24 protein-coding genes are annotated in these 26,740 nt (G+C 46.9%); 17 read left to right on the forward strand and 7 right to left on the reverse strand.

All coding sequences use genetic code 11. The features are described from left to right. Nucleotides 1-145 precede the first annotated feature (145 nt). Complete coding sequence (locus tag Q365_RS0119770; RefSeq protein WP_028024971.1) at nt 146-625, forward strand: DUF4442 domain-containing protein; 480 nt, start codon at nt 146-148, stop codon at nt 623-625. Between the two features lie 50 nt (nt 626-675). Here the strand turns inward: Q365_RS0119770 and fldA are convergent, their stop codons facing one another. From fldA to Q365_RS0119785, 3 genes are all read right to left on the reverse strand, one after another. After that, a complete protein-coding gene (fldA, locus tag Q365_RS0119775; protein WP_028024972.1) occupies nt 676-1,203 on the reverse strand; it encodes a flavodoxin FldA in 528 nt (175 codons plus the stop codon). A gap of 109 nt (nt 1,204-1,312) precedes the next feature. Beyond that, nucleotides 1,313-1,534: a DUF2788 domain-containing protein gene (locus Q365_RS0119780; protein WP_028024973.1), complete on the reverse strand. Its 222-nt coding sequence runs from the start codon at nt 1,532-1,534 to the stop codon at nt 1,313-1,315. 59 nt (nt 1,535-1,593) lie between these two features. Then, entirely contained in the window at nt 1,594-2,367 is a 774-nt protein-coding gene (locus Q365_RS0119785; protein WP_028024974.1) for an alpha/beta fold hydrolase, read from the reverse strand. A 100-nt stretch (nt 2,368-2,467) separates the two neighbouring features. Between Q365_RS0119785 and seqA the strand changes: the two genes are divergently transcribed. Both seqA and pgm read left to right on the forward strand, forming a co-directional pair. Continuing rightward, nucleotides 2,468-3,013, forward strand: a complete 546-nt coding sequence (seqA, locus tag Q365_RS0119790) for a replication initiation negative regulator SeqA (protein WP_028024975.1) — start codon at nt 2,468-2,470, stop codon at nt 3,011-3,013. Between the two features lie 120 nt (nt 3,014-3,133). Beyond that, nucleotides 3,134-4,780 (forward strand): phosphoglucomutase (alpha-D-glucose-1,6-bisphosphate-dependent), encoded by a 1,647-nt coding sequence (pgm, locus tag Q365_RS0119795; protein ID WP_028024976.1) that lies wholly within the window; start codon nt 3,134-3,136, stop codon nt 4,778-4,780. Between the two features lie 59 nt (nt 4,781-4,839). On the opposite strand, the gene Q365_RS0119800 is transcribed toward pgm, so the two are convergent. Continuing rightward, nucleotides 4,840-5,601: a DUF1853 family protein gene (locus Q365_RS0119800; RefSeq protein ID WP_028024977.1), complete on the reverse strand. Its 762-nt coding sequence runs from the start codon at nt 5,599-5,601 to the stop codon at nt 4,840-4,842. Between the two features lie 119 nt (nt 5,602-5,720). Here Q365_RS0119800 and Q365_RS0119805 point away from each other — a divergent pair, with 119 nt between their 5' ends. Next, nucleotides 5,721-6,479, forward strand: a complete 759-nt coding sequence (locus tag Q365_RS0119805; RefSeq protein ID WP_028024978.1) for a Nif3-like dinuclear metal center hexameric protein — start codon at nt 5,721-5,723, stop codon at nt 6,477-6,479. A 91-nt stretch (nt 6,480-6,570) separates the two neighbouring features. Here the strand turns inward: Q365_RS0119805 and Q365_RS0119810 are convergent, their stop codons facing one another. Further along, nucleotides 6,571-7,860, reverse strand: a complete 1,290-nt coding sequence (locus Q365_RS0119810) for a citrate synthase (protein WP_028024979.1) — start codon at nt 7,858-7,860, stop codon at nt 6,571-6,573. 405 nt (nt 7,861-8,265) lie between these two features. Here Q365_RS0119810 and sdhC point away from each other — a divergent pair, with 405 nt between their 5' ends. The 8 genes from sdhC to sucD all read left to right on the forward strand — a co-directional run bounded on the left by sdhC (nt 8,266) and on the right by sucD (nt 17,799). Beyond that, nucleotides 8,266-8,658, forward strand: a complete 393-nt coding sequence (gene sdhC / locus Q365_RS0119815) for a succinate dehydrogenase cytochrome b556 subunit (protein WP_028024980.1) — start codon at nt 8,266-8,268, stop codon at nt 8,656-8,658. After that, nucleotides 8,652-8,999, forward strand: a complete 348-nt coding sequence (gene sdhD, locus Q365_RS0119820; protein ID WP_028024981.1) for a succinate dehydrogenase, hydrophobic membrane anchor protein — start codon at nt 8,652-8,654, stop codon at nt 8,997-8,999. Before sdhC ends, sdhD begins: the two co-directional genes overlap by 7 nt. Then, on the forward strand, nt 9,000-10,766 hold the full coding sequence (gene sdhA, locus Q365_RS0119825; RefSeq protein ID WP_028024982.1) for a succinate dehydrogenase flavoprotein subunit: 1,767 nt from the start codon (nt 9,000-9,002) through the stop codon (nt 10,764-10,766). It begins immediately after the preceding gene. 15 nt (nt 10,767-10,781) lie between these two features. Then, nucleotides 10,782-11,492 carry a succinate dehydrogenase iron-sulfur subunit gene (locus Q365_RS0119830; protein WP_028024983.1) on the forward strand — a complete coding sequence of 237 codons (711 nt, stop codon included), beginning with the start codon at nt 10,782-10,784 and terminating at the stop codon, nt 11,490-11,492. A gap of 118 nt (nt 11,493-11,610) precedes the next feature. Then, nucleotides 11,611-14,421: a 2-oxoglutarate dehydrogenase E1 component gene (sucA, locus tag Q365_RS0119835; protein WP_028024984.1), complete on the forward strand. Its 2,811-nt coding sequence runs from the start codon at nt 11,611-11,613 to the stop codon at nt 14,419-14,421. Nucleotides 14,422-14,449: 28 nt separating this feature from the next. Further along, nucleotides 14,450-15,664 (forward strand): 2-oxoglutarate dehydrogenase complex dihydrolipoyllysine-residue succinyltransferase, encoded by a 1,215-nt coding sequence (odhB, locus tag Q365_RS0119840; RefSeq protein ID WP_028024985.1) that lies wholly within the window; start codon nt 14,450-14,452, stop codon nt 15,662-15,664. A 96-nt stretch (nt 15,665-15,760) separates the two neighbouring features. Further along, nucleotides 15,761-16,927 carry an ADP-forming succinate--CoA ligase subunit beta gene (sucC, locus tag Q365_RS0119845; RefSeq protein WP_028024986.1) on the forward strand — a complete coding sequence of 389 codons (1,167 nt, stop codon included), beginning with the start codon at nt 15,761-15,763 and terminating at the stop codon, nt 16,925-16,927. Further along, nucleotides 16,927-17,799, forward strand: a complete 873-nt coding sequence (gene sucD / locus Q365_RS0119850) for a succinate--CoA ligase subunit alpha (protein ID WP_028024987.1) — start codon at nt 16,927-16,929, stop codon at nt 17,797-17,799. The genes sucC and sucD overlap by 1 nt, the downstream gene beginning before the upstream one ends. A gap of 91 nt (nt 17,800-17,890) precedes the next feature. Here the strand turns inward: sucD and znuB are convergent, their stop codons facing one another. Together znuB and znuC are read right to left on the reverse strand one after the other, a co-directional pair. Beyond that, nucleotides 17,891-18,676, reverse strand: a complete 786-nt coding sequence (gene znuB / locus Q365_RS0119855; protein WP_028024988.1) for a zinc ABC transporter permease subunit ZnuB — start codon at nt 18,674-18,676, stop codon at nt 17,891-17,893. 1 nt (nt 18,677) lies between these two features. After that, nucleotides 18,678-19,436 carry a zinc ABC transporter ATP-binding protein ZnuC gene (gene znuC, locus Q365_RS0119860; protein ID WP_028024989.1) on the reverse strand — a complete coding sequence of 253 codons (759 nt, stop codon included), beginning with the start codon at nt 19,434-19,436 and terminating at the stop codon, nt 18,678-18,680. Nucleotides 19,437-19,512: 76 nt separating this feature from the next. On the opposite strand from znuC, the gene znuA reads away from it, so the two are divergent. The 5 genes from znuA to Q365_RS0119885 all read left to right on the forward strand — a co-directional run bounded on the left by znuA (nt 19,513) and on the right by Q365_RS0119885 (nt 26,654). After that, nucleotides 19,513-20,415, forward strand: a complete 903-nt coding sequence (znuA, locus tag Q365_RS0119865; protein ID WP_028024990.1) for a zinc ABC transporter substrate-binding protein ZnuA — start codon at nt 19,513-19,515, stop codon at nt 20,413-20,415. Between the two features lie 180 nt (nt 20,416-20,595). Continuing rightward, nucleotides 20,596-23,403, forward strand: a complete 2,808-nt coding sequence (locus tag Q365_RS0119870) for an AraC family transcriptional regulator (protein ID WP_028024991.1) — start codon at nt 20,596-20,598, stop codon at nt 23,401-23,403. 524 nt (nt 23,404-23,927) lie between these two features. Next, complete coding sequence (locus tag Q365_RS0119875; RefSeq protein ID WP_028024992.1) at nt 23,928-24,161, forward strand: FeoA family protein; 234 nt, start codon at nt 23,928-23,930, stop codon at nt 24,159-24,161. Next, nucleotides 24,151-26,433: a Fe(2+) transporter permease subunit FeoB gene (feoB, locus tag Q365_RS0119880; protein ID WP_028024993.1), complete on the forward strand. Its 2,283-nt coding sequence runs from the start codon at nt 24,151-24,153 to the stop codon at nt 26,431-26,433. The genes Q365_RS0119875 and feoB overlap by 11 nt, the downstream gene beginning before the upstream one ends. Continuing rightward, complete coding sequence (locus Q365_RS0119885; RefSeq protein ID WP_028024994.1) at nt 26,430-26,654, forward strand: FeoC-like transcriptional regulator; 225 nt, start codon at nt 26,430-26,432, stop codon at nt 26,652-26,654. Before feoB ends, Q365_RS0119885 begins: the two co-directional genes overlap by 4 nt. The last annotated feature ends 86 nt before the right edge of the window (nt 26,655-26,740 follow it).

Genomic DNA, 26,740 nt, shown 5'->3' on the forward strand with positions numbered 1-26,740 from the left:
AAAAATTGTTTGTTAGCGTAACAAATGTGGTACGGCCTCGCTAGTGCATGTCGATAAATAACTGACCTAATTGGTTGGTTTTGCGGCTTGTTGTTCGGAAACAAAAATGGCACGATAAACTGGTTAGACCAGAAAGGGAATTACTGTGTACAAATACTATAAACCAGGGATCGTTAAATTTGCACTCAACTGCTGGCCTCCGTTCTGGGGATCAGGGATTAAAATTATGGAAATCAGTGATGATTTCCGTTTTGTTCGCATTCGATTGAAACTACGCTGGTGGAACAAAAACGCAAACCGTACGCAGTATGGCGGTAGCATTTTTTCTATGACAGATCCCACCTACGCGTTGATGTTGATGGGGATACTTGGTGAGAAGTACTTTGTGTGGGACAAAGAAGCGGACATCAACTTCATCAAGCCCGGATCTTCTGATCTGTTTGCTGAATTTGTTATTCCTGAGGAAACGATCACGTCGATCCAGCGAGCGACGGCTACTGGCGACAAAGTGTTTCCCGAGTTTGTCGTCAATGTGTTAGATGATAGTGGGGAAGTGGTGAGCCGAGTGAGGCGAGTTTTGTATGTTCGCAAAAAGCCAAAATTTCGTGATGAGCCCAAAGTATAGCGATAAAAAAACGCGCCTTGATGGCGCGTTTTTTTGCAGCAAGAAAAGGATTAACCTTCTAATTCTGCCAAGCACATTTCTTCATGGATTTGTTTAACCCATGTTTCAACACGTTGTGCAGTTAGCTCCGGCTGACGGTCTTCATCAACACACAAGCCCACAAAGTGGTTGTCATCAACCAAGGCTTTCGAAGCTTCGAACTCATAGCCTTCAGTTGGCCAATGACCAATGATAGTGCCACCCTTCGTTTCAACGATATCGCGAATGGTGCCCATCGCATCACAGAAATACTCTGCGTAGTCTTCTTGATCACCACAACCAAAGACTGCAACGAGTTTGGTCGAGAAATCAACTTGCTCAAGCTCTGGGAAGAAATCATCCCAGTCACACTGTGCTTCACCGTAGTACCAAGTTGGGATACCCAGCAGTAGCAGATCGAAGTTATTGATATCTTCTTTGCTACTTTTTGCAATATCCTGAACGTGGACCAATTGTTTGCCCAGTTGTTTTTGAATCATCTTGGCGATAGCTTCAGTGTTACCTGTATCGCTGCCAAAGAAGAGACCTACGCTCGCCATAATAGAGAATACCTGTTTTCTGTTAGTCGAGATGCAATATACACATCCCACATTCTAAAGTGTAGAAGAAGGTCAAACCTTCTTGCTGCTAACGGTTAAGCGCAAGCAATCAGCCTATGCCTGCACCTTCCCAGAATAACTGGATCGCGCCTTTGGTAATGAAACCTGCGCATCCTAAGAAAAGTACCAGCCAAACTATACGTCGGCCAAATGGAGGTACTTCCCCTTCTTTTAATACGTCCTTGATTGCCATGCCGATGAAAAAGAAGATAGCTGCAAAAAGCAGATCAAGCCCTATCTTTTCGAGCAATTCAAAGTGCTCGTACAGCATTTCCCTCTCCTTTCGGAAACTATTTCGAGGCGCACTATATCACAACTCAGTTGCGTCTGTTAACGCTCTGACTTTGTTAAAAAGCGAGTGATCACACGCGAAACGGTGTCAGGTTTTTCTGCATGTAACCAGTGACCTGTATTGGCGATAACGTGCGCTTTTGCCTGCGGAAATTGGCGTTCAATTTCCTCGCGATGCGCTGCTGAAATATAGTCAGAGTCAGCACCTTTCAAAAACAATGTGTCGCCGTCATAGTGACCATTGGCAGGCCAGCCAGTGATATCGTCATAGTTTCTTTCTAAAACATCGACATTAAAGCGCCATGCAAATTCACCATTTTCTTGCTTAGCTAACGATTTCAGCAAGAACTGTCTAACGCCTGGTTCTTGAATATGCTCAGCAAGGATCGCTTCAGCGATTTTCCTGTTGGTGATTGGCGATTTCATGGACGCGTTCAAACCTTCGAGTACGGCATCATGTCGACGTTCTTGATAGGCCACTGGTGCGATATCCATGACGACCAATTGATCAATCATCTTGGGATGTGAAATTGCCAGCATCATGGCGACTTTTCCTCCCATAGAGTGTCCGACAACGGAAGTGCTCTCAAGACCTTGTTGTGTCATGAAGTCTTTGACTGCATTGGCTTGCGAAATATAGTCGACATTTTGCGACCGTGGTGATTGACCATGGTTAGGCAGGTCTATTTGATAGACTTTGTAATGCTCGGACAAAACGCGAGCAAGACCACCGAGATTGTCCAAGCTACCAAAAAGTCCATGGATCAAGAGCAAAGGTCGTCCTTCCCCTTGGATCTTGTAGTTCAAAAACACTGTTGTTTTCTCTCAATATGAATCGTTTGCCGTAGAGTATACCTTTCTAACTCTGTATAATCGCCCTGTTGAATTGTAATTAGGACACGATGATCAAACGATGAAGACAATTGAGGTTGATGAAGAGCTATACCGGTACATTGCCAGCCAAACACATCACATTGGTGAAAGTGCATCGGATATCCTGCGCCGCTTATTGATGGCACCGCAGATGGATCAACAACCCGTTGCGACTTTGACTCCCGCGAATAAGCCAAAGGGAATTGTTGTCAGCAAAGATGCGGGAAAACAAGACTCTGTAGATCGCGTGAAAGAAATGCGTTCATTGTTGATCTCTGATGAGTTTGCTGCGCAAGAAAGAGCGATTGGCCGCTTTATGCTCGTCCTATCAGCACTTTATCGTATTGACGGACAAAGCTTTGCAGAGGCTACTGCATTGAAAGGTCGCACGCGAGTTTACTTTGCCGATAATGAGCAAACGCTGCTTGAGAGTGGCAAAACCACCAAGCCTAAGCACATTCCGACCACGCCTTTTTGGGTGATCACCAATACGAATACCGGTCGTAAGCGCCAGATGGTTGAGCAGCTGATGATCAAGATGGGTTTTGCGAGCGACATTACAGAAAAAGTCGTTGGCGAAATCTAAATTTCGCATTTAGTACCAGTAACATGCTGATTGTGAATAGTTAAGATAAAATAGAGGCTCTGTCATTGACGAGCCTTTTTGTATTTTTAGAATTTAGATTTCCGGAAAGGATGCGAACGCATGGCTAGTTTCGAACGTGCGGGGCAACGCGCCCAGCAACAAGATCTGCATAATATTCCTCTATTGGTGTCGAACTATTTCCAGTTGACGCCAGATCCAACCAACTCATCGCACAAGGTTGAGTTTGGCACCTCTGGTCACCGCGGAAGCGCCGACAAGTCTACGTTTAACCAGCATCATATTCTTGCCATCGCTCAAGCGATTGCAGATGTGCGTGCCGAGAAAGGTTTCACCGGCCCATTATTTGTTGGTAAAGACACGCACGCTCTGTCAGAGCCAGCGTTTTGCTCTGTGGTTGAAGTGCTCGTTGCAAATGGTGTGAACGTTGTTGCCCAAGAGCAAGGCGGCTATACACCGACGCCAGGTATTTCTTACGCCATTTTGGAGCATAACAAAGCCAATGCGAACCAAGCAGACGGAATTGTGATCACACCGTCTCACAACCCTCCTCAAGACGGTGGTATCAAATACAATCCTCCGCACGGTGGTCCTGCAGAAGGCGAACTGACGAAGGCAATCGAGCAGCGGGCAAATGCTTACATTGCTGCAGGCCTTGAGGGTGTTCGTCGAATTGGCTATGACGAAGCAACTTCAAACACTTTGTTTGTTGAAGCCGATCTTGTGATGCCATATGTGCGCGAACTGGGTCAGGTTGTTGATATTGAAGCGATCAAAAAAGCGAACCTTCATATTGGTGTGGATCCGTTGGGCGGCTCAGGCATCGATTATTGGAAAGCGATTGCCGCTTACTATGATCTAGATATCACACTGGTTAACGACGACATTGATCCTTCATTTCGTTTTATGTCACTAGATAAAGACGGTGTGATCCGCATGGATTGTTCATCGCCTTCTGCGATGGCGGGTCTATTGGCATACAAAGATCAATACGACTTGGCATTTGGCAATGATCCTGACTTCGATCGCCACGGTATTGTGACTCCTGCAGGTCTAATGAACCCTAACCATTATCTTGCTGTTTGCATCGACTATCTCTATCAGCATCGTCCTCAGTGGGGCGAGGAAGTCGGTGTGGGCAAAACACTGGTATCAAGTGCCATCATCGACAAAGTGGTTGAGCGCTTAGGTCGCAAGTTGTGTGAAGTGCCAGTGGGCTTCAAATGGTTTGTTGATGGCTTATACAGTGGTGAATTGGGCTTTGGCGGCGAAGAAAGCGCTGGTGCGTCTTTCCTTCGTATGGATGGGACGCCATGGTCAACTGACAAAGATGGCATTCTTCTTTGTTTGCTTGCTGCAGAAATCACAGCAGTAACGGGTAAAAACCCTCAGCAATACTACGAAGAGCTGGCGGCAAAGTTTGGTGCATCTAGTTATGCCCGTATTCAAGCACCGGCAAACACCGAGCAAAAAGCGGTATTGAGCAAACTGTCTTCTGAGATGGTAACGGCAGAAACGCTAGCAGGCGACGCGATCACAGCGAAACTTACCCATGCCTCAGGCAATGGTCAGGCGATTGGCGGGTTGAAAGTGGTCACTGAGTTTGGTTGGTTTGCAGCGCGCCCTTCCGGTACTGAAGACATCTACAAAATTTATTGCGAGAGCTTCAAAGGTGAAGAGCATCTTTGCCAGATCCAAGATGAAGCGCAGAAAATCGTGAGTGATGTGTTTATAGCGGCAGGTCTATAAGTTTAAGTGATTAAACCGCTAGAACTTGTTCATAAGAGCCACCGTTGTCGGTGGCTTTTTTAATGGCAGTTCGGCCAAGATTCGGGTACCACAAACCAACGTACGCCATCTTCGTCAATAATGTGCTGCGCGCGAGTGAGCGGAAGTTCGAGTGAAAACGGTTCTAACTCTTCCAATCTGGGAGCCTCTAACCATTGATGTCGTTTCAAGTGGTAAAATTGCTGGGTCAAAGGAAGTTGGCTAGGCCAGCACCAGTTTCCAGAAACGGATTCCGGGGTGACAGAAGGAAATTGGATTTTAGGTTCAGGAATAAACGGATTGGTGTACAGACGGCCTTGCATTAATAGTTTGCGATGCTTAATTGGAAACTCGGGGTACTGGGTTTGATACGCTTCAGATTCAGAAAGGAGTAATTGCTGGTGGACCATTTTTTCATATTTCTTTGCTAACGTGTCTTTTGCGTTGGGCCCGTGCCAATCAGTATCGAATGCCAAATAGAACTTGATAGCGACTTCCCAATGTTCCAATTCACCCGCAGGATTTTTCACTACAAAATCAACGGCTCCAAGGGTTCGTCCATCTTTGGCCACTTGGATTTCTTCAGTGACGAGCTGGTACTTGGGGTGTGATTCAATACACTGCCTCACCAGCCATTGATAGTAAAAGCCGATGCGATGCCCACCGGTATAGCCTGGCGAGATTGTGGGTGCAACACAAGACCAAAAGCCTTCATCAAACACGTGAGAGGGCGGCTGCACAATCGTCGGTGCACGGGATATCCATTCTATGTCTCGGGCGACTTGTGCTTCATCGGCAAACATCAAGGGGTTCCATAAGGTATTGACTGTGTGTGAATAAACAGCTTATCGGAATGTCGGTTCACCTGCACGTCAATGCTAGGTAGAATGACTAAAAGTTATCGCTCGATTAAGGATTAGACATGAACAACCTCGCACTTGAAGCCATTCTTAATGAGTTTTTAAAACCCAATTTGATTAAAGACTACTGCCCAAACGGGTTACAAGTAGAAGGGAAATCTGACATCAAAAAAGTCGTTACCGGCGTGACGGCTTCGCAAGCATTGGTTGATGCAGCGATTGAACAAGGTGCTGATGCGGTGTTGGTTCACCATGGCTACTTTTGGCGAGGGGAACCAGAGCCTATTCGAGGTATGAAATACCGTCGTATCAAGGCGTTGATTGAAAACGGTATTAACCTCTACGCTTACCACCTTCCTTTGGATGTTCATCCTGACGTTGGAAACAATGCCCAATTAGCAAAGCTATTAGGCATTAACGAATGTGGTGGCTTGGAAGATGGCAATCCGCGCTCAGTGGCTGTATGGGGAGAATTGCCTGATGCGATTTCTGCGAGTGATTTTGAATCTCTGCTTGAGAGCAAATTAGGTAGAAAGCCTTTGTTTATTGATGGTGGGCAGGAGCGCCAAATTAAACGCGTGGGTTGGTGCACGGGTGGTGGCCAAGACTACATTGATTTAGCGGCGAGCAAAGGCATGGATGCGTTTGTGTCAGGTGAAGTATCAGAAAGAACAACGTTTTCTGCAAGAGAGCAGGGCTTACATTATTTTGGTGCGGGTCATCACGCTACTGAGCGTTATGGTATCAAAGCGCTGGGAGAGTGGCTGGCGGAACGTCACGAGTTAGATGTGATCTTTATTGATATCGATAACCCCGTTTAGATCTCAATGAAGCGGGCGGTGTTACTGCCCTAATTAACCATACAAAAAAAAACGCCGCATTTAGCGGCGTTTTTGTTAGAGATGACGATGATTAGTCACGGTCTTTCAATGGCTGAAAGTCGCGTTGGTCATAGCCTGTGTACAACTGGCGAGGACGACCGATGCGGTTTTGTGGATCGCTGTGCATTTCATTCCAATGCGCAATCCAACCGATGGTGCGAGACATCGCAAAAATCACAGTGAACATCGAAACTGGAATACCGATAGCCTTCAGGATAATGCCTGAGTAGAAATCGACATTCGGGTACAGTTTTCTTTCGATAAAGTATGGGTCAGAAAGCGCAATGCGTTCCAGTTCCATAGCAACGTCCAACAATGGATCGTTGATGTTTAACTCATCAAGAACGTCATGACATGCTTGGTTCATTACCGTTGCACGTGGGTCATGGTTTTTGTAAACGCGGTGACCGAAGCCCATCAAACGGAACGGGTCTTCTTTGTCTTTCGCGCGCTCAATGAACTCAGGAATATTCTCGACCGTGCCGATTTCTTCCAGCATCTTCAAACATGCTTCGTTTGCGCCGCCATGAGCAGGCCCCCAAAGTGATGCAATACCTGCCGCGATACACGCAAACGGGTTGGCACCTGAAGAACCAGCCAAACGAACCGTAGAGGTTGAGGCGTTTTGTTCATGGTCAGCATGCAGGGTGAAGATTTTGTCCATTGCACGAGCAACAACCGGATTCACTTCATACTCTTCGCAAGGCGTTGCAAACATCATGTGTAGGAAGTTCTCGGCGTAATCCAAATCATTTCTTGGGTAAATGAAAGGTTGGCCTAAAGAGTACTTGTAACACATGGCTGCAAGCGTCGGCATTTTTGACAGCAGACGATATGCAGTGATTTCACGGTGCTCATCGTTGTTAATGTCGAGTGAGTCGTGATAGAACGCAGCGAGAGCACCAACCACACCAACCATAACCGCCATTGGGTGTGCATCGCGACGGAAGCCGTGGAAGAAGCTCGCAATTTGCTCGTGCACCATAGTGTGACGAGTCACAATTTTACGAAATTCTTCGTATTGCTTGCGGGTTGGGACTTCCCCATACAGAAGGATATAACAGACTTCTAAATAATCAGCGTTATTGGCTAGTTGATCAATCGGGAAGCCTCTGTGCAATAAAACGCCAGCGTCACCATCAATATACGTAATTTGTGACTCACACGACGCTGTTGCAACAAAACCTGGGTCAAAGGTGAAATAACCATTCGCACCCAATGCACGTACGTCGACAACCTCAGGGCCGACTGTGCCCCCTTTGATCGGCAGTTCGATAGGCGCTTTCCCTTCAATATTTAGGATAGCTTTCTTATCTGCCATAACATTCTCCTTTGTTATTATATAATCCTATCCCGGATACGGACCCCGTTGTTGTACCGATCGCTGCATTAGATGTCAATTTACAGAAGTGATCTTTGTCGGGTGTGCGGAAGTATCAAAAATATGTGCGTATTAAGTTAATGCTCTGTTTCGGGATTTCCGTCAATTTTATTGGTTTGTGTTTAAATGTTACGGGGCATATACTCTGCGACAGGTCTCTGGATATTACATAATGCCGGGGCGTTTCGGGGCTCAAATCGATATTTTCTCTGCGTAAAACGGAGCTTGATCTGCAGTTAATAGCAGAAGCCTTCGTAAAACGTAATTAAAGATGTTGCAGGTCTGGCGCGATCGCGAAATGTAAATTCAGGGAGTGTTATAACAATAATTGCTCAATGGAGCTGAGTGGGCCATATCGTGAAAGTAACAAAGCCAAGACCGGTAAACCTCGACCTTCAGACCATACGCTTCCCCATCACAGCGATAGCGTCTATCGTGCACCGTGTATCAGGTGTTATCACCTTTGTCTCGGTTGCCATCCTTCTTTGGTTATTAAGCCTGTCATTATCTTCTCCTAGCGGCTTCGATGCTGCTGCGAACATTGTCGATAGCTTTTTCGCCAAGTTCATCCTTTGGGGCATCTTAACTGCACTTGCCTATCACATTGTCGGTGGCATTCGTCACTTACTTATGGATATGAAGTACTTTGAAGAGCTCGAATCAGGAAACATGAGCGCGAAAGTCGCATTCGGCATTACTGCAGCGCTGTCTGTTTTAGCGTGGGGGTTAGTATGGTAGGACATGTATCTTCTTTCGGCAAAAACGGTGTTCACGATTTTATTCTGATCCGTGCTACTGCCATTATCATGACACTTTACACCTTTTACATGGTGGGATTCTTTGCGTTTGGCCCTGACCTGACTTATTTAAGTTGGGTAGAGTTCTGGGGTCAAACGAGCAATAAAGTCTTTACCATGCTAGCGCTGGTTTGCGTGCTTATCCATGCTTGGATTGGCATGTGGCAAGTGTTGACAGATTACATTAAGCCGACACTGCTTCGTGCATTGATGCAGTTTGGCATCGTCGCCTTGCTTTTTGTCTACCTGTTGACTGGCTTTTTCGTTTTGTGGGGTGTGTAAGTGAGTATTCCAGTAAGAGAATTTGACGCAATCGTCATCGGTGCGGGTGGTGCAGGTATGCGCGCTGCACTTCAAATTTCTGAGCAAGGCCTTTCCTGTGCTTTGCTTTCAAAAGTTTTTCCAACACGTTCGCACACAGTATCTGCGCAAGGTGGTATCACCGTTGCTTTGGGTAACTCCCATGAAGATAACTGGGAATGGCACATGTATGACACCGTTAAGGGGTCTGATTACATTGGTGACCAGAATGCGATCGAGTACATGTGTAAAACCGGTCCTCAATCCGTCATCGAGCTAGAGAAAATGGGTCTGCCATTTTCGCGCTTCGAAGATGGCAGCATTTACCAGCGCCCATTCGGTGGTCAGTCAAAAGCGTTCGGTGGTGAACAAGCCGCTCGTACTGCTGCTGCTGCAGACCGCACGGGTCACGCATTACTTCACACCCTGTACCAACAGAACATCAAAAACAAAACAACGATTTTTTCTGAGTGGTATGCGTTGGATTTGGTTAAAAACCAAGATGGCGCCGTAGTTGGTGCGACTGCGATGGACATGGAAAGCGGTGAGATTTGCTACTTCAAAGCCAAAGCAACCGTTCTAGCGACGGGTGGTGCTGGTCGAATCTATCAATCGACGACTAACGCTCACATCAATACGGGTGATGGCGTAGGCATGGCATTGCGCGCAGGCGTTCCTATGCAAGACATGGAAATGTGGCAATTCCACCCAACGGGTATTGCTGGCGCAGGTGTTCTTGTTACTGAAGGTTGTCGTGGTGAAGGTGGTTACCTTCTAAACAAAGACGGCGAGCGCTTCATGGAACGCTACGCCCCTAACGCGAAAGACCTTGCTGGTCGCGACGTTGTTGCGCGTTCAATGATGGTAGAGATTCGTGAAGGCCGTGGCTGTGACGGCCCTTGGGGTCCACACCTCAAATTGAAGCTGGACCATTTGGGTAAAGACGTACTTGAAGCTCGCCTGCCGGGTATTCTTGAATTGTCTCGTACCTTTGCTCACGTTGACCCGATCAAAGAACCTATCCCTGTTATCCCAACGTGTCACTACATGATGGGTGGTATTCCTACTCAGATTTCAGGTCAAGCTATTAAGCAAGACCCGAATGGCAACGACGTTGAGATTCAAGGTCTGTTTGCATGTGGTGAGATTGCGAGTGTTTCTGTTCACGGTGCAAACCGCTTGGGTGGTAACTCACTGCTTGATTTGGTGGTATTTGGTCGTGCAACAGGCCTACACCTTGGCGAAACCTTGGCTGCGCAATCTGAAGCACGTGATGCGTCTGAATCTGACATCGAAGCGTCGCTGGCTCGCGTAAACCGTTGGAACTCAACGCAGAAAGGCGAAGATCCGGTTCAAATTCGTAAAGATCTTCAATCTTGCATGCAGAATAACTTCTCGGTATTCCGTGAAGGTGATGCGATGGCGAAAGGTTTGGAAGAGCTTAAAGTGATTCGTGAGCGTCTAAAAGAAGCGCGCTTGGACGACACATCAAGTGAATTCAATACTCAGCGTGTTGAGTGTTTAGAACTAGATAACTTGATGGAAACGGCGTTCTCAACCGCTGTGGCGGCAAACTACCGTACTGAGAGTCGCGGCGCTCATGCTCGCTTTGATTATCAAGAACGTGATGATGATAACTGGTTGTGCCACACCATCTACAACCCAGAAACCGAAGCGATGACTAAGCGTGATGTAAACATGGAACCAATCCATCGTGATACATTCCCGCCTAAAGCGCGTACATACTAAGGGAGGTAGATAATCATGAAACTGAATTTTTCTGTATACCGTTATAACCCAGACGTAGACGACGCGCCGCACATGAAGGGGTACACCCTCGAAGTGCCTGAAGGATCGGATATGATGGTGCTTGATGCGTTGATTTTGTTGAAAGAACAAGATCCGTCGCTCTCATTCCGCCGCTCATGCCGTGAAGGTGTTTGTGGTTCGGATGGAATCAACATGAACGGCAAAAATGGTCTAGCGTGTATCACACCGCTGTCAGCGTTAACGGATAAATCAAGCATTGTGATCCGTCCTTTGCCAGGTTTGCCTGTTGTGCGTGATTTGGTGGTTGATATGGCTCAGTTCTATCAAAACTATGAGCGAGTTAAGCCGTATTTGATTAACGACAGTGTTCCTCCTGCTCGCGAGAATTTGCAATCGCCTGAAGATCGCGCCCATCTTGATGGACTCTACGAATGTATCATGTGTGCATGTTGTAGTACGTCATGTCCGTCATTTTGGTGGAACCCAGACAAATTTGTTGGTCCTGCCGGTTTGCTTGCTGCGTATCGCTGGCTGATTGATAGCCGTGATACGGCGACTGATGATCGTTTATCCGATCTGGACGACGCTTTTAGCGTTTTCCGTTGCCATAGCATAATGAACTGTGTAAATGTTTGTCCTAAAGGGCTAAACCCAACAAAAGCAATAGGCCATATTCGTTCAATGCTGCTTAAACGCGCAGTGTGATAAAGGCCTCTGTACCTACATAAATCAAAAATTTAGGCTCCTCGAAAGGGGAGCTTAAAAGGAACGCCGGCTAACCCCCGGTCGTAGCAATAGATAACTAAGTGGTTAAGGGATAACAATGCAAAATGGCGTGATGAAGGCTTGGTTAGAGTCTTCTCATTTGGCTGGCGCCAATGCAACTTACGTAGAAGACCTCTACGAACTGTACCTCAGTGACCCCGAGTCTGTAGATAGCGAATGGCGCGCAGTGTTCCAACAACTGCCTGCTGTGAATGGCAACGCACCTGAGCAACCCCACTCACGAGTTCGTGAATACTTCCGAAGGCTAGCAACCGAGACAGCGCATTTTAGTGCCTCAGTCAGTGATCCGGATGTCGACGCAAAACAAGTTAAAGTATTGCAGTTAATCAATGCTTATCGTTTCCGTGGACACCAACAAGCAACATTGGACCCATTAGGTATTTGGCAGCGCGAACGCGTTCCAGACCTGGATCCTTCCTTTCACTCTCTCACTCAAGAAGATTTCGAAGAGACTTTCAATGTAGGTTCTTTTGCTATTGGGCAAGAGAGCATGAAACTCGCCGATCTTTATGACGCGTTGAACAAGACCTATTGTGGGTCGATTGGCGCAGAATACATGCACATTACTGACACCGATGAAAAACGTTGGCTTCAACAGCGTTTGGAATCCGTCGTCGGTCAGCCTGAGTTTTCAGACGACGAGAAAATGACGTTGCTTGAAGAGTTGACGGCTGCGGAAGGTTTAGAGCGCTATTTAGGCGCCAAATTCCCAGGTGCTAAACGCTTCTCTCTAGAAGGCGGTGATGCGCTTATCCCAATGGTGAAAGAGATTATTCGCCAAGCGGGAGCGAACGGCGCACGTGAAGTGGTCGTCGGTATGGCTCACCGTGGTCGTCTGAATATGCTGGTCAACGTTCTCGGCAAAAAGCCGTCAGAACTATTTGATGAGTTTGCAGGCAAGCACGGCGAATCATGGGGTACGGGTGATGTTAAGTATCACCAAGGTTTCTCTTGTGACTTTGCAACCCCTGGTGGTGATGTTCACTTGGTGATGGCATTTAACCCGTCACACCTTGAAATCGTCAACCCAGTTGTTATTGGCTCTGTTCGTGCGCGTCAAGATCGCTTAGGCGATAAAGACGGTTCGACGGTGTTGCCAATTACCATCCACGGTGATTCAGCAATAGCCGGTCAGGGCGTAGTTCAAGAGACGTTCAATATGTCACAAGCCCGCGGTTTCCGCGTGGGTGGCACGATTCGTATCGTCGTCAACAACCAGATTGGTTTCACTACATCGAACCCGCATGATACGCGCTCTACGCAGTATTGTACTGACATCGCGAAAATGGTTCAGGCGCCTATCCTGCACGTTAATGCAGATGACCCAGAAGCTGTCGCGTTTGTTTCTCGCCTAGCGTTAGATTACCGCAATACATTTAAACGTGATGTTGTGATTGATTTGGTGTGTTATCGCCGCCATGGTCACAATGAAGCTGATGAGCCAAATGCGACTCAGCCTCTGATGTACCAAAAAATCAAGAAGCACCCAACACCACGCAAGATTTATGCTGATGTGTTGGTTGACGAGAAGGTGGCCGATCTAGAAAAAGCAACCTACCTCATCAATGAATATCGTGATGCACTTGATCGCGGTGAACACGTCACAAAAGAGTATCGCCCAATGGCGCTGCATTCTGTGGATTGGTCTCCGTACCTTGGGCATGACTGGACAGTGGAATGGCCGAATACGTTCGACATGAAACGTCTTGTTGAGCTTGGTCACCGTGTTACGCAATACCCAGAAAGTCATAAGCTTCATAGCCGAGTTAACAAACTCAACAACGATCGCGTCGCGATGGTTAATGGCGAAAAAGCGCTGGATTGGGGCATGGCAGAAACACTTGCTTATGCGACGATTGTTGACGAAGGCAAGCGCATTCGTATCAGTGGGCAAGACGCAGGCCGTGGCACTTTCTTCCACCGACACGCTGTATTGCACAACCAAACTGACGCAAGCACTTACATTCCGCTTTCCAACGTTCATGACAAACAAGGTCCATTCCAAGTGTTTGACTCTGTCTTGTCTGAAGAAGCGGTATTGGCGTTTGAGTATGGCTATACCACAGCGGAACCAGGTGGCTTGACCATTTGGGAAGCACAGTTTGGTGACTTCGCAAACGGCGCTCAAGTGGTTATCGATCAGTTCATCAGTTCTGGTGAGCAGAAGTGGGGTCGTATGTGTGGCCTGACCATGCTGCTTCCACATGGTTATGAAGGTCAAGGTCCGGAGCACTCATCTGCACGTCTTGAGCGTTATTTGCAGCTTTGCGCAGAGCAAAATATGCAAGTATGTGTGCCATCTACACCTGCACAGATTTATCACATGATCCGTCGCCAAGTTCTTCGACCTATGCGTCGTCCGCTTGTTGTGATGTCTCCTAAATCTTTGTTGCGCCATCCACTATGTACTTCTTCGCTAGAAGATCTCGCTGAAGGTAATTTCCAAAGCGCGATTGGTGAAGTAGATGATTTGGATCCAGCCGCAGTGAAACGCGTGGTTCTGTGTTCCGGCAAGGTTTACTACGACCTGCTAGAGACCAGACGCAAAGAAGAAATTAAAGACGTCGCTATTGTGCGTATTGAGCAGCTATACCCGTTCCCGAAAGAGGACCTACAAGCTGTGATTAGCCAATTTGTGAATGCGAAAGATTTTGTATGGTGCCAAGAAGAGCCTCAAAACCAAGGCGCTTGGTATAGTAGCCAGCACAATTTCCGACTCGCTATTCCAGCGGATGCCACCTTGAGTTATGCAGGACGCGCTGCGTCTGCATCACCCGCTGTTGGTTACATGTCTGTGCATTTAAAACAACAAAAAGCGTTGATTGAAGACGCGCTTACCTTGAATTAAGAACTAGAAAATTAAGGAAAAAAACGATATGACAATCGAAATTCTGGTTCCCGACCTACCTGAATCTGTTGCAGATGCGACAGTTGCAACATGGCACAAGAAACCAGGCGACGCCGTTTCACGCGACGAAGTTTTGGTCGACATCGAGACCGATAAAGTGGTTCTTGAAGTGCCTGCACCTGAAGATGGCGTGTTGGAAGCTATTATTGAAGAAGAAGGCGCGACAGTGCTTTCAAAACAGCTTATCGCCAAAATTAAGGCGGGTGCTGTAGCGGGTGAGCCTACCCAAGATGTTCCTGCGTCTTCTGAATCATCGCCAGACAAACGTCACACGGCGGCGCTCACTGACGAGCAAAATGACGCACTCAGCCCTGCTGTACGTCGTTTGCTTGCAGAGAACAATGTTAACCCTGACCAAATTAAAGGCACAGGTGTCGGCGGTCGTATTACCCGTGAAGACATTGATGCGTTCTTGAAAAATGGCGCGTCTGCACCTGCTGCAGCGCCAGTTCAGGCGAAAGAAGAAACGCCGTCATTGGGTCATCGCAGCGAGAAGCGTGTTCCTATGACGCGTCTTCGTAAGCGTGTTGCAGAGCGTTTGCTTGAAGCGAAGAACAGTACAGCAATGCTGACGACCTTCAACGAAGTGAACATGAAGCCAATCATGGACATTCGTAAGCAATACAAAGACGTATTTGAAGAGCGCCACGGTATTCGTCTTGGCTTTATGTCTTTCTATGTGAAAGCAGTGGTTGAAGCGCTAAAACGCTACCCTGAAGTCAACGCATCTATCGACGGTGAAGAAATCGTTTACCATAACTTCTTTGATGTAAGCATGGCTGTTTCAACGCCACGTGGTCTGGTAACGCCAGTTCTTCGTGACTGTGATCGTCTTGGCTTGGCTGACATCGAAAAGGGCATCAAAGAGTTGGCTATTAAAGGTCGCGACGGAAAACTCACTGTCGACGATCTGACTGGCGGTAATTTCACGATTACTAACGGTGGCGTATTTGGTTCGCTGATGTCTACCCCGATCATCAACCCACCACAAGCTGCTATTCTTGGTATGCACAAGATCCAAGACCGCCCTATGGCGGTTGATGGTAAGGTTGAAATCCTTCCTATGATGTACCTTGCTCTTTCTTATGATCACCGTTTGATCGACGGACGCGAGTCTGTGGGTTTCTTGGTTACCATTAAAGAGCTTTTAGAAGACCCAACGCGTTTGCTGCTTGACGTATAAGTAGTCCGGCTTTTGTCGGTAACAGGGGACATGACGTCCCCTGTGTGGAAAGCAAATTAGACCTATAAAATGGAAAACAGACACGGATAGAACATCATGAATCTGCACGAATATCAGTCAAAACAGCTGTTTGCTGAATACGGGCTGCCTGTATCAGAAGGGTATGCTTGTGACACTCCTCAAGAAGCAGCTGAAGCTGCTGACAAGATTGGCGGCGACAAGTGGGTCGTTAAATGCCAAGTACATGCTGGTGGCCGCGGTAAAGCGGGCGGCGTAAAGCTTGTTAGCGACAAAGAAGAAATCAAAGCGTTTGCACATAACTGGCTGGGTAAAAACCTAGTCACTTATCAAACAGATGCAAACGGCCAACCTGTAAGCAAGATTTTGGTTGAAGAGTGCACCGATATTGCAAAAGAGCTTTATCTGGGCGCAGTTGTAGACCGTGGCACACGTCGCGTTGTTTTCATGGCATCGACTGAAGGTGGTGTGGAAATCGAGAAAGTTGCGGAAGAAACGCCGGAGCTTATCCACAAAGCTGCTATCGATCCATTGGTTGGCCCTCAGCCATACCAAGGCCGTCAACTTGCATTCAAATTAGGTTTGCAAGGCGATCAGATCAAGCAGTTCACTAAAATCTTCATGGGCATCGCTCAATTGTTCATTGAACGTGACGTTGCGCTTGTTGAAGTTAACCCATTGGTTATCACTGACCAAGGTAACTTGCACTGCCTAGACGCAAAACTGACTATCGACAGCAATGCTGTATACCGTCAGCCGAAAGTACGCGAAATGCACGATCCTAGCCAAGATGACGCGCGTGAAGCGCACGCAGCTCAGTGGGAACTGAACTACGTTGCTCTAGACGGCAGCATTGGTTGTATGGTTAACGGTGCTGGCCTTGCAATGGGTACGATGGATATCGTAAACCTGCATGGCGGTAGCCCAGCAAACTTCTTGGATGTTGGTGGCGGCGCGACGAAAGAGCGTGTGACGGAAGCATTCAAAATCATCCTATCTGACGATAATGTGAAAGCCGTATTGGTGAACATCTTCGGCGGTATTGTACGTTGTGACCTGATTGCAGACGGCATCATTGGTGCTGTTGAAGAGGTAGGCGTTAAGGTGCCTGTTGTTGTTCGTCTAGAAGGTAACAACGCAGAACTTGGAACACAAAAATTGGCCGATAGCGGCCTGAACATTATTGCTGCGACCTCACTGACTGAAGCAGCTGATAAAGTTGTTGCTGCAGCGGAGGGCAAATAATGTCTGTTTTGATCAATAAAGATACCAAAGTTATTTGCCAAGGTTTTACCGGTGGCCAAGGTACGTTCCACTCTGAGCAAGCGCTCGAGTACGGTACGCAAATGGTAGGTGGTGTTTCTCCCGGTAAAGGCGGCACAACACACCTAGGTCTTCCTGTGTTCAACACAGTGGCTGAAGCAGTAGAAGCAACGGGCGCAACGGCATCTGTTATCTACGTACCAGCACCATTCTGTAAAGATGCAATCCTAGAAGCTATCGATGCTGGCGTTGAGTTGATCGTAACGATCACTGAAGGTATTCCTACGCTGGACATGCTTGAAGTGAAAGTGAAGCTTGATCAAGCTGGCGTTCGCATGATTGGCCCTAACTGCCCAGGCGTTATCACGCCAGGCGAATGTAAGATCGGTATTATGCCTGGTCACATTCACAAGCCAGGTAAAGTGGGTATCGTATCGCGTTCAGGTACTCTGACTTATGAAGCAGTTAAGCAAACGACTGATGAAGGTTTCGGCCAATCTACGTGTGTAGGTATTGGTGGTGACCCAATTCCAGGTTCAAACTTTATCGACATCCTAGAGTTGTTCGAGAAAGATCCTGCGACTGAAGCGATTGTTATGATCGGTGAAATCGGTGGTACAGCTGAAGAAGAAGCTGCTGCTTACATCAAAGAGAACGTCACTAAGCCTGTCGTTTCTTACATTGCAGGTGTTACAGCGCCTCCAGGTAAGCGTATGGGTCACGCTGGTGCGATCATCTCTGGTGGTAAAGGTACGGCGGAAGACAAATTCGCGGCACTAGAAGCTGCTGGCGTGAAAACCGTTAAGAGCCTTGCTGACATCGGCAAAGCACTGCGTGAAAGCACTGGCTGGTAATACAGCTGATGCATTGTCTTCGGACACGCTGAAAAATAAAAACCGCTCATATGAGCGGTTTTTTTGTGTGTTTTATAAGGTAAAGCAGAGACTACTCAGCTTGCTTACGAAACTGACTGAGGAAGAACAGAAGACCCGCGACAACCACGACAGATGGCCCAGCTGGCGTATCCTTAAACCACGAAAGGGCTATGCCTCCGACCACCGACACCATACCGATGCCACTGGCAAGCATGGCCATTTGCTCTGGGCTGACAGCGAAGCGTCTAGCCGTTGCGGCAGGAATGATCATGAGTGAAGTAATAATCAGTGCGCCAACGAACTTCATGGCAATCGCGATGACGAGCCCAACCATTAGCATCAACACGAGTTTCAAACGATCCACATTGTAGCCGTCGACGCGAGCCATATCTTCGCTCACCGTGATGGCGAGCAATGGGCGCCAAAGAAGGTAGAGCGCGATGGACACAAAAGCGCACCCGCTGGCGATAAGTCCAAGGTCAGCAAAGGTCACAGAGAGCAAGTCACCGAAAAGGTATGACATGAGGTCGACACGTAAATCATCAACAAAACTGATAGAGACCAAACCGAGAGACAAGGATGTGTGTGCAATGATCCCAAGTAACGTATCAGTCGAAACACTACTTTTACGCTGAAGGGCTACCAGTAAAATTGCGATGGTCAAACAACTTGCGATCAACGCGAGATTAAGGCTGATCTGCAACATGAATCCCAAAGCGAGTCCAAACAAAGAAGCATGCGCGAGGGTGTCACCAAAATACGCCATTTTCCGCCAAACAACGAAAGAGCCCAGAGGGCCAACGGCGGCGGCTATCAAAATACCGGCAATTAAAGGCACGGCGAGAAACTCAAACACCTTAATGATCTCCGTGCTGACAAGGTCCAACAGGGTTACCCGATAAATCGTGGTCATGATTGTGATGATGATGGTAAAGGGCTAATTGCTCGCTCTCTTTCCTGCCAAACAGTGCCACATACTCAGGGTGTGATGAAATGGCGTCTGGCGCACCAGAGCAGCAAATATGGTGTTGAAGACAAATCACTTCATCTGTTTTTGCCATCACCAAATGTAGGTCATGCGAGACCATCAATATTCCACAGTGGAGCGTTTCTTTGAGCTTCGCAATCAGGCTGTATAGCTCTAGCTGTCCAGCAACGTCAACGCCTTGAACTGGCTCATCAAGTACCAACAAGTCCGGCTTTTTCAACACGGCACTGGCGAGCAAAACGCGCTGTGTTTCACCACCAGAAAGGGTATGCATGTTGGCGTGAAGCAATTTGGTTGCCCCCACCAAGCTCAGTGCGGCTTGAATGCTTGAAGCCGTCGCGTTGGGGCTTAACTTAAGAAAACGATCAACACGCAATGGCAGGCTTTCGTTAAGTTGCAGCTTTTGGGGGACGTAGCCGATAGTGAGATTCGCTTGCCTAACTAGCGTGCCTTCTGTTGGCGAATTTAGGCCGATGACAGTTTTCACCAGCGTAGATTTACCTGCACCATTAGGGCCAATCAAAGTGGTGATTTTATCCCTCTGGAGTGAAAAAGAGATGCGGTCGAGTACGCTTCTGCCATCAAAGATGACCGAGACGTTATTTAGCGTTACCAAGGATGCGGGCATAAATTGAGCATGATGTTTAAATTGAAATGTTATAATATAACACTTTGTTCTGTTTTTAAATGTTGGCTCAGAAACCATGACTGCTGTACGTTATATCCAATTCTTAACGATAACCATGCTTCTTTTTTCGGTGGGAGTTAAAGCCTCCTCTTTCAACATTGTCACAACCATAAAACCGATTGGATTGATTGCTCATGATATCGCGGGTGAGCATGCTAACGTCGATGTTCTGTTGCCTGATAATGCATCGCCTCATGACTATGCACTTAAACCTTCAGATGTGAAGAAATTACATCAAGCTGAACTTATCGTTTGGGTTGGGCCAGAGCTAGAGCTTTTCCTGGAAAAAATACTGAATGGTCATGCTAATGCGCTTCGACTCACGACTGTTGACGGAATGCCAGTCCGTTATTTTGATGAGGAAGGTCATGATCAACATGATGGGCACGACCACAGTCACGATGGTATTGATGGTCATCTTTGGCTTGGTCCAGAGCAAAGTAAAGTGATAGGCAAAGCCATTAAAACTGTTCTTTCTAACAAAGATCCTGAGAACGCCGCTGAGTACCAACAGAATTACGAAAAATTCATCGCCGAGATAGAAGCCGTTCAGCTAAATATCGCCGAAAGGCTGACAAGCAATACTTCTAAAGGTTATTACTTGTTTCATGATGGATATGGTTATTTTGAAACGGCCTTTGGACTGAAGCCAACGGGACACTTGACCATTAACCCTGATAGAAAGCCGGGTGCAAGAACGTTAGTTTCTATTAGAAGTGCCTTAATGGAGAATCAAGCCCAATGTGTATTCACTGAGCCTCAGTTCAATCCGGGTCTGGTCGAGAGCGTAACCAAAGGGACAAGTGCAAAAATTGCTGTTCTCGATCCCATGGCGCAAGATTTATCATTGAAAGACAACCGCTACGTGGATTTTCTTACTGCACTAGGGAATAGCTACATCGATTGTTTTGCTCGTTAAGCGTAAAGAGTTAGAACAGTCCCTGTGACTGTGCCTATATGTAATAACTCTTGAGGGGACTTGGATCGTATGCGGTCTCAAGTCCCCTTGTGATTTGCATCGCATACGTGTTTTTGATCAACTAACCTGTCATGGAAAACTGCGAAGATATTGAAACATCAAAATAATACTTAGTTAAAGATGTCTTCTCGAATTATCTATCGCATTGCTTCTACATTATTGATGTTTGCCATCTTGTTGGTGTTTATCGCGCCAATTCAGGTCACTGCGTCTCCCATCTTTTACGCTTTTCCTTTTACTAGCCATGACGATATCAATGATGTTGTTGATATTGAATATGTGCCTAATCACGGTGTTTGGCTGCTTGATGGTGAGGGTACAGTAAACTTCTATGATGGGGTTCATTACCATCCTCTTTCAGATTTCATCTCTCCCCCCGAAGGCCGTATTTCTCGCTTCGCAATGTTTGATAATTCACTGTGGTTTATTGTTAATCGAAAGCTCTTTCGTTTTGACGTTGCTGCCAACGAATTTGAAGAAATACCACTCGGCGAAGGCGAGTCAGCCACTGATGTTAACGTATTCCAGCGAACGCTATGGGTATCGACCTCTTCGTATTTGTACCAATTTATTGAAGGAACGAAAGCACCAACCAACCTTACGCGTTTGCCGCTGAAACGGCTATTTACAAGTGAGGAGAACTTGATAGGGCTGGGCGCTTCAGCACTGATCAACATTGCCACAGAGCAACATCTGTATGCGGTAGAACAAAAGTTGGTTGCGGCGGTTCACTATGGTGATCGTGAATTATGGGTGGGATTTGATTCGGGTTTAATCCGCGTTGTAGACGGCAATGAAGTCTCTCGCCATCTTGATGGAATGACGATATCTGCAATTACTCAAAATAATGAAGGCATATGGGTTGGTACTGACCAAGGGCTTTATCACGGTAATGTTCGTGAAAGAGGTGAGCCTAGCTTCTCTTTGGTTGAAAGCAATACGGATGATCAATTTAGCCTGTTGGGGCAAAAGATCTCAGATATTGATATGGGCAGAGTAGGGGAGATGTGGGTTTCGACAGACACTGGGCTGAATTACCATCCCCCAAGTTCGAAAGATGTTCGTCGATTTGCGTTGCCCCAGCATTTCCCCGATTGGGGTGACACTGAACTTTCTTCTATGGTGAGTCTGCACGATAAGCACTACGTAAGCTCTAAAAATAAGGTCATTGTGCTTGATGACAATCTTAGCCCTCTTGATTCAACCAAGCTTGGCTTTGCGATTGAAGGGATGGTCACTTTGTCAGATACCCTCTGGGTTGCTTCTGCGTCTGGATTGGTTGTTTTAGAACCGCATACATTGCAAGTCAGTATGGATAACGTGCCTGAACGCCTAAAGGGGGTTGCCTTTGACAATATTGTGGCAGACAGCCACTCACTTTGGTTAGTGGAAGAACAGCAAGTCTTCCGTTTTTGGCCGGATAGCCAAACGGTTATCAATTTTGGTGCTGATTGGTCCGCACAAAAAAATGCGCAATTAAATGCTGTTCTGGATCTTGACGAAAAAGGGTCGTGGCTGGGTGCGAGTGACGGGCTTCATTTCTATTTTGATGGCCGATTTCAGCACAAGTTGTCTCGAGAGAGCGTAGGAAGTGTGCTTTCTGTTAGCTTGGGCAAGAACGATGAACTTTGGTTACTTACGACCAAAGGGGTCTATCAATACCCGATTGACGGAGCCAGCGAAGCGAAAAAAGTGTTTGGTAGTGAGCTTGGCGTGGACGAAGCGTGTTTGGCCCTGTCCAAAGATTTTGCATTCGCCATCACGACCAAAGGTATAGAGCGTTTCAATTTGATATCAGGCCAACGCCATCATGTTGAAGCCGGACAACGGTCGTCATTAACTACCCATAACCGCGAGTTATGCGCTGTGGTTAACGAGTCTTTGTTGGTTGCAGGCGATTATGGTGTGTTCTTATTAACAAGCGACAAATTAAAAGCGCTGTTTGACGCCCCCTTGCGAACTTCAGTTGTCGGCTCGGTTTCTGTTAATGGGAAGCCATGGCGATTAGGCGCAATCACGTTGGATCAGGTATCTATCCCGAGTAAGTCATCGGTGATGATCGATATTGGGAAGATGCCTTTCCGTCAAGATGAGGGTGTGATTTATCGCTTAGAGGGCGGCAATGCAGAGAACTGGCACGAGACTAAAGATCAGCATTTGCAATTCAGCGCCTTAGAGTCAGGCGCATATACACTGATGATTAGAGAGCGCTCGCAGGGTGGAGAAAAGATTGAACGGCCATTGATTACCTTGGATGTCGCTTCACCTTGGTATCAGCGTTTAGGCGCAGTGTTGCTTGCCATTATAACGTTGGCGTTGTTTGTCATTTGGTATTACCGACGTAAAACCGCCTTGGTGAAATCACACAACTTACAACTTCGTCATACGGTGCATCAAAAAGTCATTGAGATAGACAGGCGTGAATCATTGATTATCAATGCGAACAGCGATGGCGCGGATAAGACAACAACAAGCAGTGTGTTTTATTTTCACGTGTTACATGATGGACACTTTGCACAATATTCACAGCAAGTCGGCGCTAAAGAGCAAGCAGGCATTGAGTTCGTAGAAAATAAAGGGCCGCAATACTTAGAGCAGACGCAATGGCAAAAGGATGTTCTCGATGCGATTTCCACGCATTTTCATGATCCTGACTTTTCACTCGCAGTCTTAGCAAAAGCGTTTTTTACGTCTGAGAGAAGCCTGCAAAGGCGTTTTAAAGCAGAATTTGGCTACACGTTTAAAGAAGCACTTATTTCTACGCGGTTAGCGAACGCACAGCGCATGCTGTATCAAGGCGATAAAATTGCCAATGTTGCAATAGCTTGCGGTTTTAATGAACCGTCGTACTTTACGAAGTCATTTAAAGCAAAGTATGGATACACGCCATCGCAGTTTCGAGAGAGATATGAGCGTCGAGAAATATGAGAATTGGAACGTATAACAACAAGAGGGGGAGATGAAAAAAAAGAGCGTGGCATAGCCGACTGACTATACCACGGGCGTCAAAGACACCTTCGCTTGCTGCCGGAGGTGTGTGGGAGTCGAGTCCCTCACACCGTCTGGAATTAACTTGAGTTCATTAAAACGGTTCTTCCCTTTCTGGGCATAGTAATTTCCCGCCATTATTTCAATCCCATTAAAAACCGCGATATTTTTTGGACTCAGTCCAATGTTTATCGTCAAGAAAAATGCACTAATGCCAAATAATTGACGAAATTAACGACATTTGGACGAGAAAGTATTTTGAGTTTATCGAGAGCGAAGCGGTTAAATTGGATGAAATCTCCGAATTTTTTACGATATTGACGAGATATTTGACGATTTTGACGAGCGGCAATTTCTTCATTATGAAACAGCCAAGGTTTTATTGATCGAAAACAACTTTCCTATTGCAACATTTTGCAATACTTTGCTCGTAAATGTTTATGATTCTCATTTGGGTTGTGATTATGAAGCTTTCGGAGCTAAAACCGGGTTTGAACGGGCAGGTGGTATCACTGTCGAGTGTGCCTTCCATACCACGAAAGAAGTTAATGGCGATGGGTTTGTTGCCAGATACAGATGTTCAGGTCATTCGCCTTGCCCCGATGGGTGATCCTATACAAATTCGTGTCCGCGGTTGTGACATCGCACTTCGAAAGAGTCTCGCAAATCAAATAGAGGTGACAGCGAATGCAAAGTAAGCAGTTACTAACAGTTGGTAACCCCAACTCAGGTAAAACCACGCTGTTTAACCGTTTGACGGGTGGCCGTCAAGAAATCGGCAACTGGGCCGGTGTGACTGTTGATAAAAAAACAGGCATTGCACAGCTTGGTGAAGACGCATGTGAACTCACCGACTTACCGGGAATTTACACATTGGATAACGCCGATGGAGAGAACAGTCTCGATGAGTCGATTGCAATCTCAGCGTTATTTTCACTACCGAGTGATTTGATTGTTAATGTGCTGGATGCCAGTTGTCTTGAAAGAAGCTTGTATCTAACACTGCAGTTGCGTGAGCTAGGGCGACCAATGGTTGTCGTGCTGAATAAGATGGACATCGTTATCCAGCAAGGCTTCGATCTTGACACAGAGAAGCTGTCCCAAGCATTGGGCTGTCCTGTGGTGAGTGTCACTGCAACAGACCCTCTGTCTGTGAGTGCGCTTAAAGTCGCGCTGTCTGATAAAATTAATAGCAATGCCCCTCACTTTGCGATCGCGCTGGATTACGGTATTGAAGTGGAATCTGCCATCTCAACACTGTCTGTTGGTTTGCAGCAGCAGGGCGCAACGTATGAAAGGGCTAAATCGATTCGCCTTTTGACCGGCGATCGTGCGTTACTCAATCAAATGGCAGCTGAAACGCACACCTTGCTCGATGATGTGCGTGAGCAACAGCTTGAGAAGGTAGACGTCGACCTTGTTATCGCGAATGTGCGCTATTCGAAAGTTGCTGAAATCTGTCATCTGTGTAAAACGCAGATCATCCCGCTTAAAGCGCGTATTACCGATGCGATCGACAATGTCATTTTGAGCCGCTACTTTGGTTTACCCATCTTTTTCCTCATTATGTATTTGATGTTTATGTTTTCGATAAACATCGGTAGCGCGTTTATCGACTTCTTTGATATCAGCACTGGCGCATTGTTGGTTGATGGCGCGCATTTCTTGTTTGATAGCCACTTACCGGTTTGGCTCGTCACTTTACTGGCCGATGGTGTCGGCGGCGGTATTCAAACGGTTGCCACTTTTATTCCTGTTATTGCCTGCCTCTATTTGTTTATGTCATTGCTCGAAAGCTCGGGCTATATGGCTCGAGCAGCCTTTGTGTTGGACAAAGCGATGCAAAAAATTGGCTTACCAGGCAAAGCCTTCGTTCCATTGGTTTTAGGTTTTGGCTGTAACGTACCGGCGATTATGGCAACCCGAACACTCGACCAAGAACGAGAACGCCGATTGGCGGCAGCGATGGCGCCGTTCATGTCATGTGGCGCTCGTTTGCCTGTTTATGCGCTGTTTGCAGCGGCATTCTTCCCAGAAAATGGGCAGAATATTGTGTTCTTACTATACCTATTGGGTATCGCGGTCGCGGTATTTACCGGCGTGGTGCTGAGACGCACAATTTATCCAGGTGATAGTGACGCGTTTATGATGGAAATGCCTCGCTACGAATGGCCTCGTTTTAAAGATGTTGGACTTAAAACTTGGCACAAGCTTAAACGTTTCGTGCTGGGGGCGGGGAAGACGATCGTAGTGGTGGTAACAGTACTAAGCTTCATGAACTCACTGGGTACCGATGGTTCTTTTGGAAACCAAGATTCAGAAAGTTCTGTGCTATCTAAAGTTGCTCAGACTGTCACACCAATATTTGCGCCAATCGGTATTCAAGAAGACAACTGGCCTGCAACCGTGGGTATTATTACGGGTATCTTTGCAAAAGAAGCCGTGGTGGGGACGTTGAATAACCTTTATGCAACACCCAATGAAGCAGAGGCGTCCGATTATGATCTGATGGCTAGCCTGCAAGAAGCCGTGCAAACCATTCCTGAAAACTTGTTGGGACTTAACTTTTCTGATCCTTTGGGGCTTGATGTGGGTGACTTACCTGACCAACAAGCTGTTGCCGAGGACCAAGACGTAGATTTGAGTATCTTTGCAAATCTGAGTGTTAACTTTACGGCGGCGAGTGCGTTTGCTTATTTGGTGTTTATTTTGCTTTATACACCTTGTGTGGCAGCAATGGGTGCATACGTGCGTGAATTTGGTCGTCCATTCGCTGTGTTTATTGGCAGTTGGACCATGTTGCTCGCAATTGTTTGTGCAACCATGGTTTATCAAATGGCGATGATTTTTGAAACGCCACTAAACAGCGGAGTTTCTATATTTGGCTGCTTGATGGTCATGTGGGCAGCGATACACATGCTGAAGCGACAGGCTAAACGAGAATTACCTGTCAATGCAGTCGCACTATGATTCTTGATGATCTTCGTGACTACATCGTTGCTAACCCAAATTGTACGTTAACAACGTTAGCGACCCATTTTTCGTTATCGGCAGATGGGATTGATGCAATGCTGGCGGTTTGGGTTAAGAAAGGTCAGCTAAAAACGACAATATCCCAGTCGCACAATGGCGTCGAGAGGCGCTACCTGTGGGTGCAGGACCAAGAACTCGGTATCACTGTGATTCAGTGATACATGATTGTCACGACGGCTAAATGACTGGCTATGTGGCAGTGAGACGTTGACCAATAGCAAAAGCGCAGTGAGGTTATCACTGC

The sequence above is a fragment of the Enterovibrio calviensis DSM 14347 genome (assembly GCF_000621165.1).
In the GTDB taxonomy this organism is placed as follows: domain Bacteria; phylum Pseudomonadota; class Gammaproteobacteria; order Enterobacterales; family Vibrionaceae; genus Enterovibrio; species Enterovibrio calviensis.

Coding starts and splice junctions, on each gene's coding strand:
- Q365_RS0119875 (WP_028024992.1), top strand. CDS start 23,928: ATGAAGCTTTCGGAGCTAAAACCGGGTTTGAACGGGCAGGTGGTATCA.
- sucA (WP_028024984.1), top strand. CDS start 11,611: ATGCAAAATGGCGTGATGAAGGCTTGGTTAGAGTCTTCTCATTTGGCT.
- znuC (WP_028024989.1), bottom strand. CDS start 19,436: ATGCCCGCATCCTTGGTAACGCTAAATAACGTCTCGGTCATCTTTGAT.
- seqA (WP_028024975.1), top strand. CDS start 2,468: ATGAAGACAATTGAGGTTGATGAAGAGCTATACCGGTACATTGCCAGC.
- znuA (WP_028024990.1), top strand. CDS start 19,513: ATGACTGCTGTACGTTATATCCAATTCTTAACGATAACCATGCTTCTT.
- Q365_RS0119830 (WP_028024983.1), top strand. CDS start 10,782: ATGAAACTGAATTTTTCTGTATACCGTTATAACCCAGACGTAGACGAC.
- Q365_RS0119800 (WP_028024977.1), bottom strand. CDS start 5,601: ATGTTTGCCGATGAAGCACAAGTCGCCCGAGACATAGAATGGATATCC.
- feoB (WP_028024993.1), top strand. CDS start 24,151: ATGCAAAGTAAGCAGTTACTAACAGTTGGTAACCCCAACTCAGGTAAA.
- Q365_RS0119810 (WP_028024979.1), bottom strand. CDS start 7,860: ATGGCAGATAAGAAAGCTATCCTAAATATTGAAGGGAAAGCGCCTATC.
- pgm (WP_028024976.1), top strand. CDS start 3,134: ATGGCTAGTTTCGAACGTGCGGGGCAACGCGCCCAGCAACAAGATCTG.
- Q365_RS0119780 (WP_028024973.1), bottom strand. CDS start 1,534: ATGCTGTACGAGCACTTTGAATTGCTCGAAAAGATAGGGCTTGATCTG.
- fldA (WP_028024972.1), bottom strand. CDS start 1,203: ATGGCGAGCGTAGGTCTCTTCTTTGGCAGCGATACAGGTAACACTGAA.
- Q365_RS0119885 (WP_028024994.1), top strand. CDS start 26,430: ATGATTCTTGATGATCTTCGTGACTACATCGTTGCTAACCCAAATTGT.
- sucC (WP_028024986.1), top strand. CDS start 15,761: ATGAATCTGCACGAATATCAGTCAAAACAGCTGTTTGCTGAATACGGG.
- Q365_RS0119870 (WP_028024991.1), top strand. CDS start 20,596: ATGTCTTCTCGAATTATCTATCGCATTGCTTCTACATTATTGATGTTT.
- sdhD (WP_028024981.1), top strand. CDS start 8,652: ATGGTAGGACATGTATCTTCTTTCGGCAAAAACGGTGTTCACGATTTT.
- Q365_RS0119805 (WP_028024978.1), top strand. CDS start 5,721: ATGAACAACCTCGCACTTGAAGCCATTCTTAATGAGTTTTTAAAACCC.
- sucD (WP_028024987.1), top strand. CDS start 16,927: ATGTCTGTTTTGATCAATAAAGATACCAAAGTTATTTGCCAAGGTTTT.
- odhB (WP_028024985.1), top strand. CDS start 14,450: ATGACAATCGAAATTCTGGTTCCCGACCTACCTGAATCTGTTGCAGAT.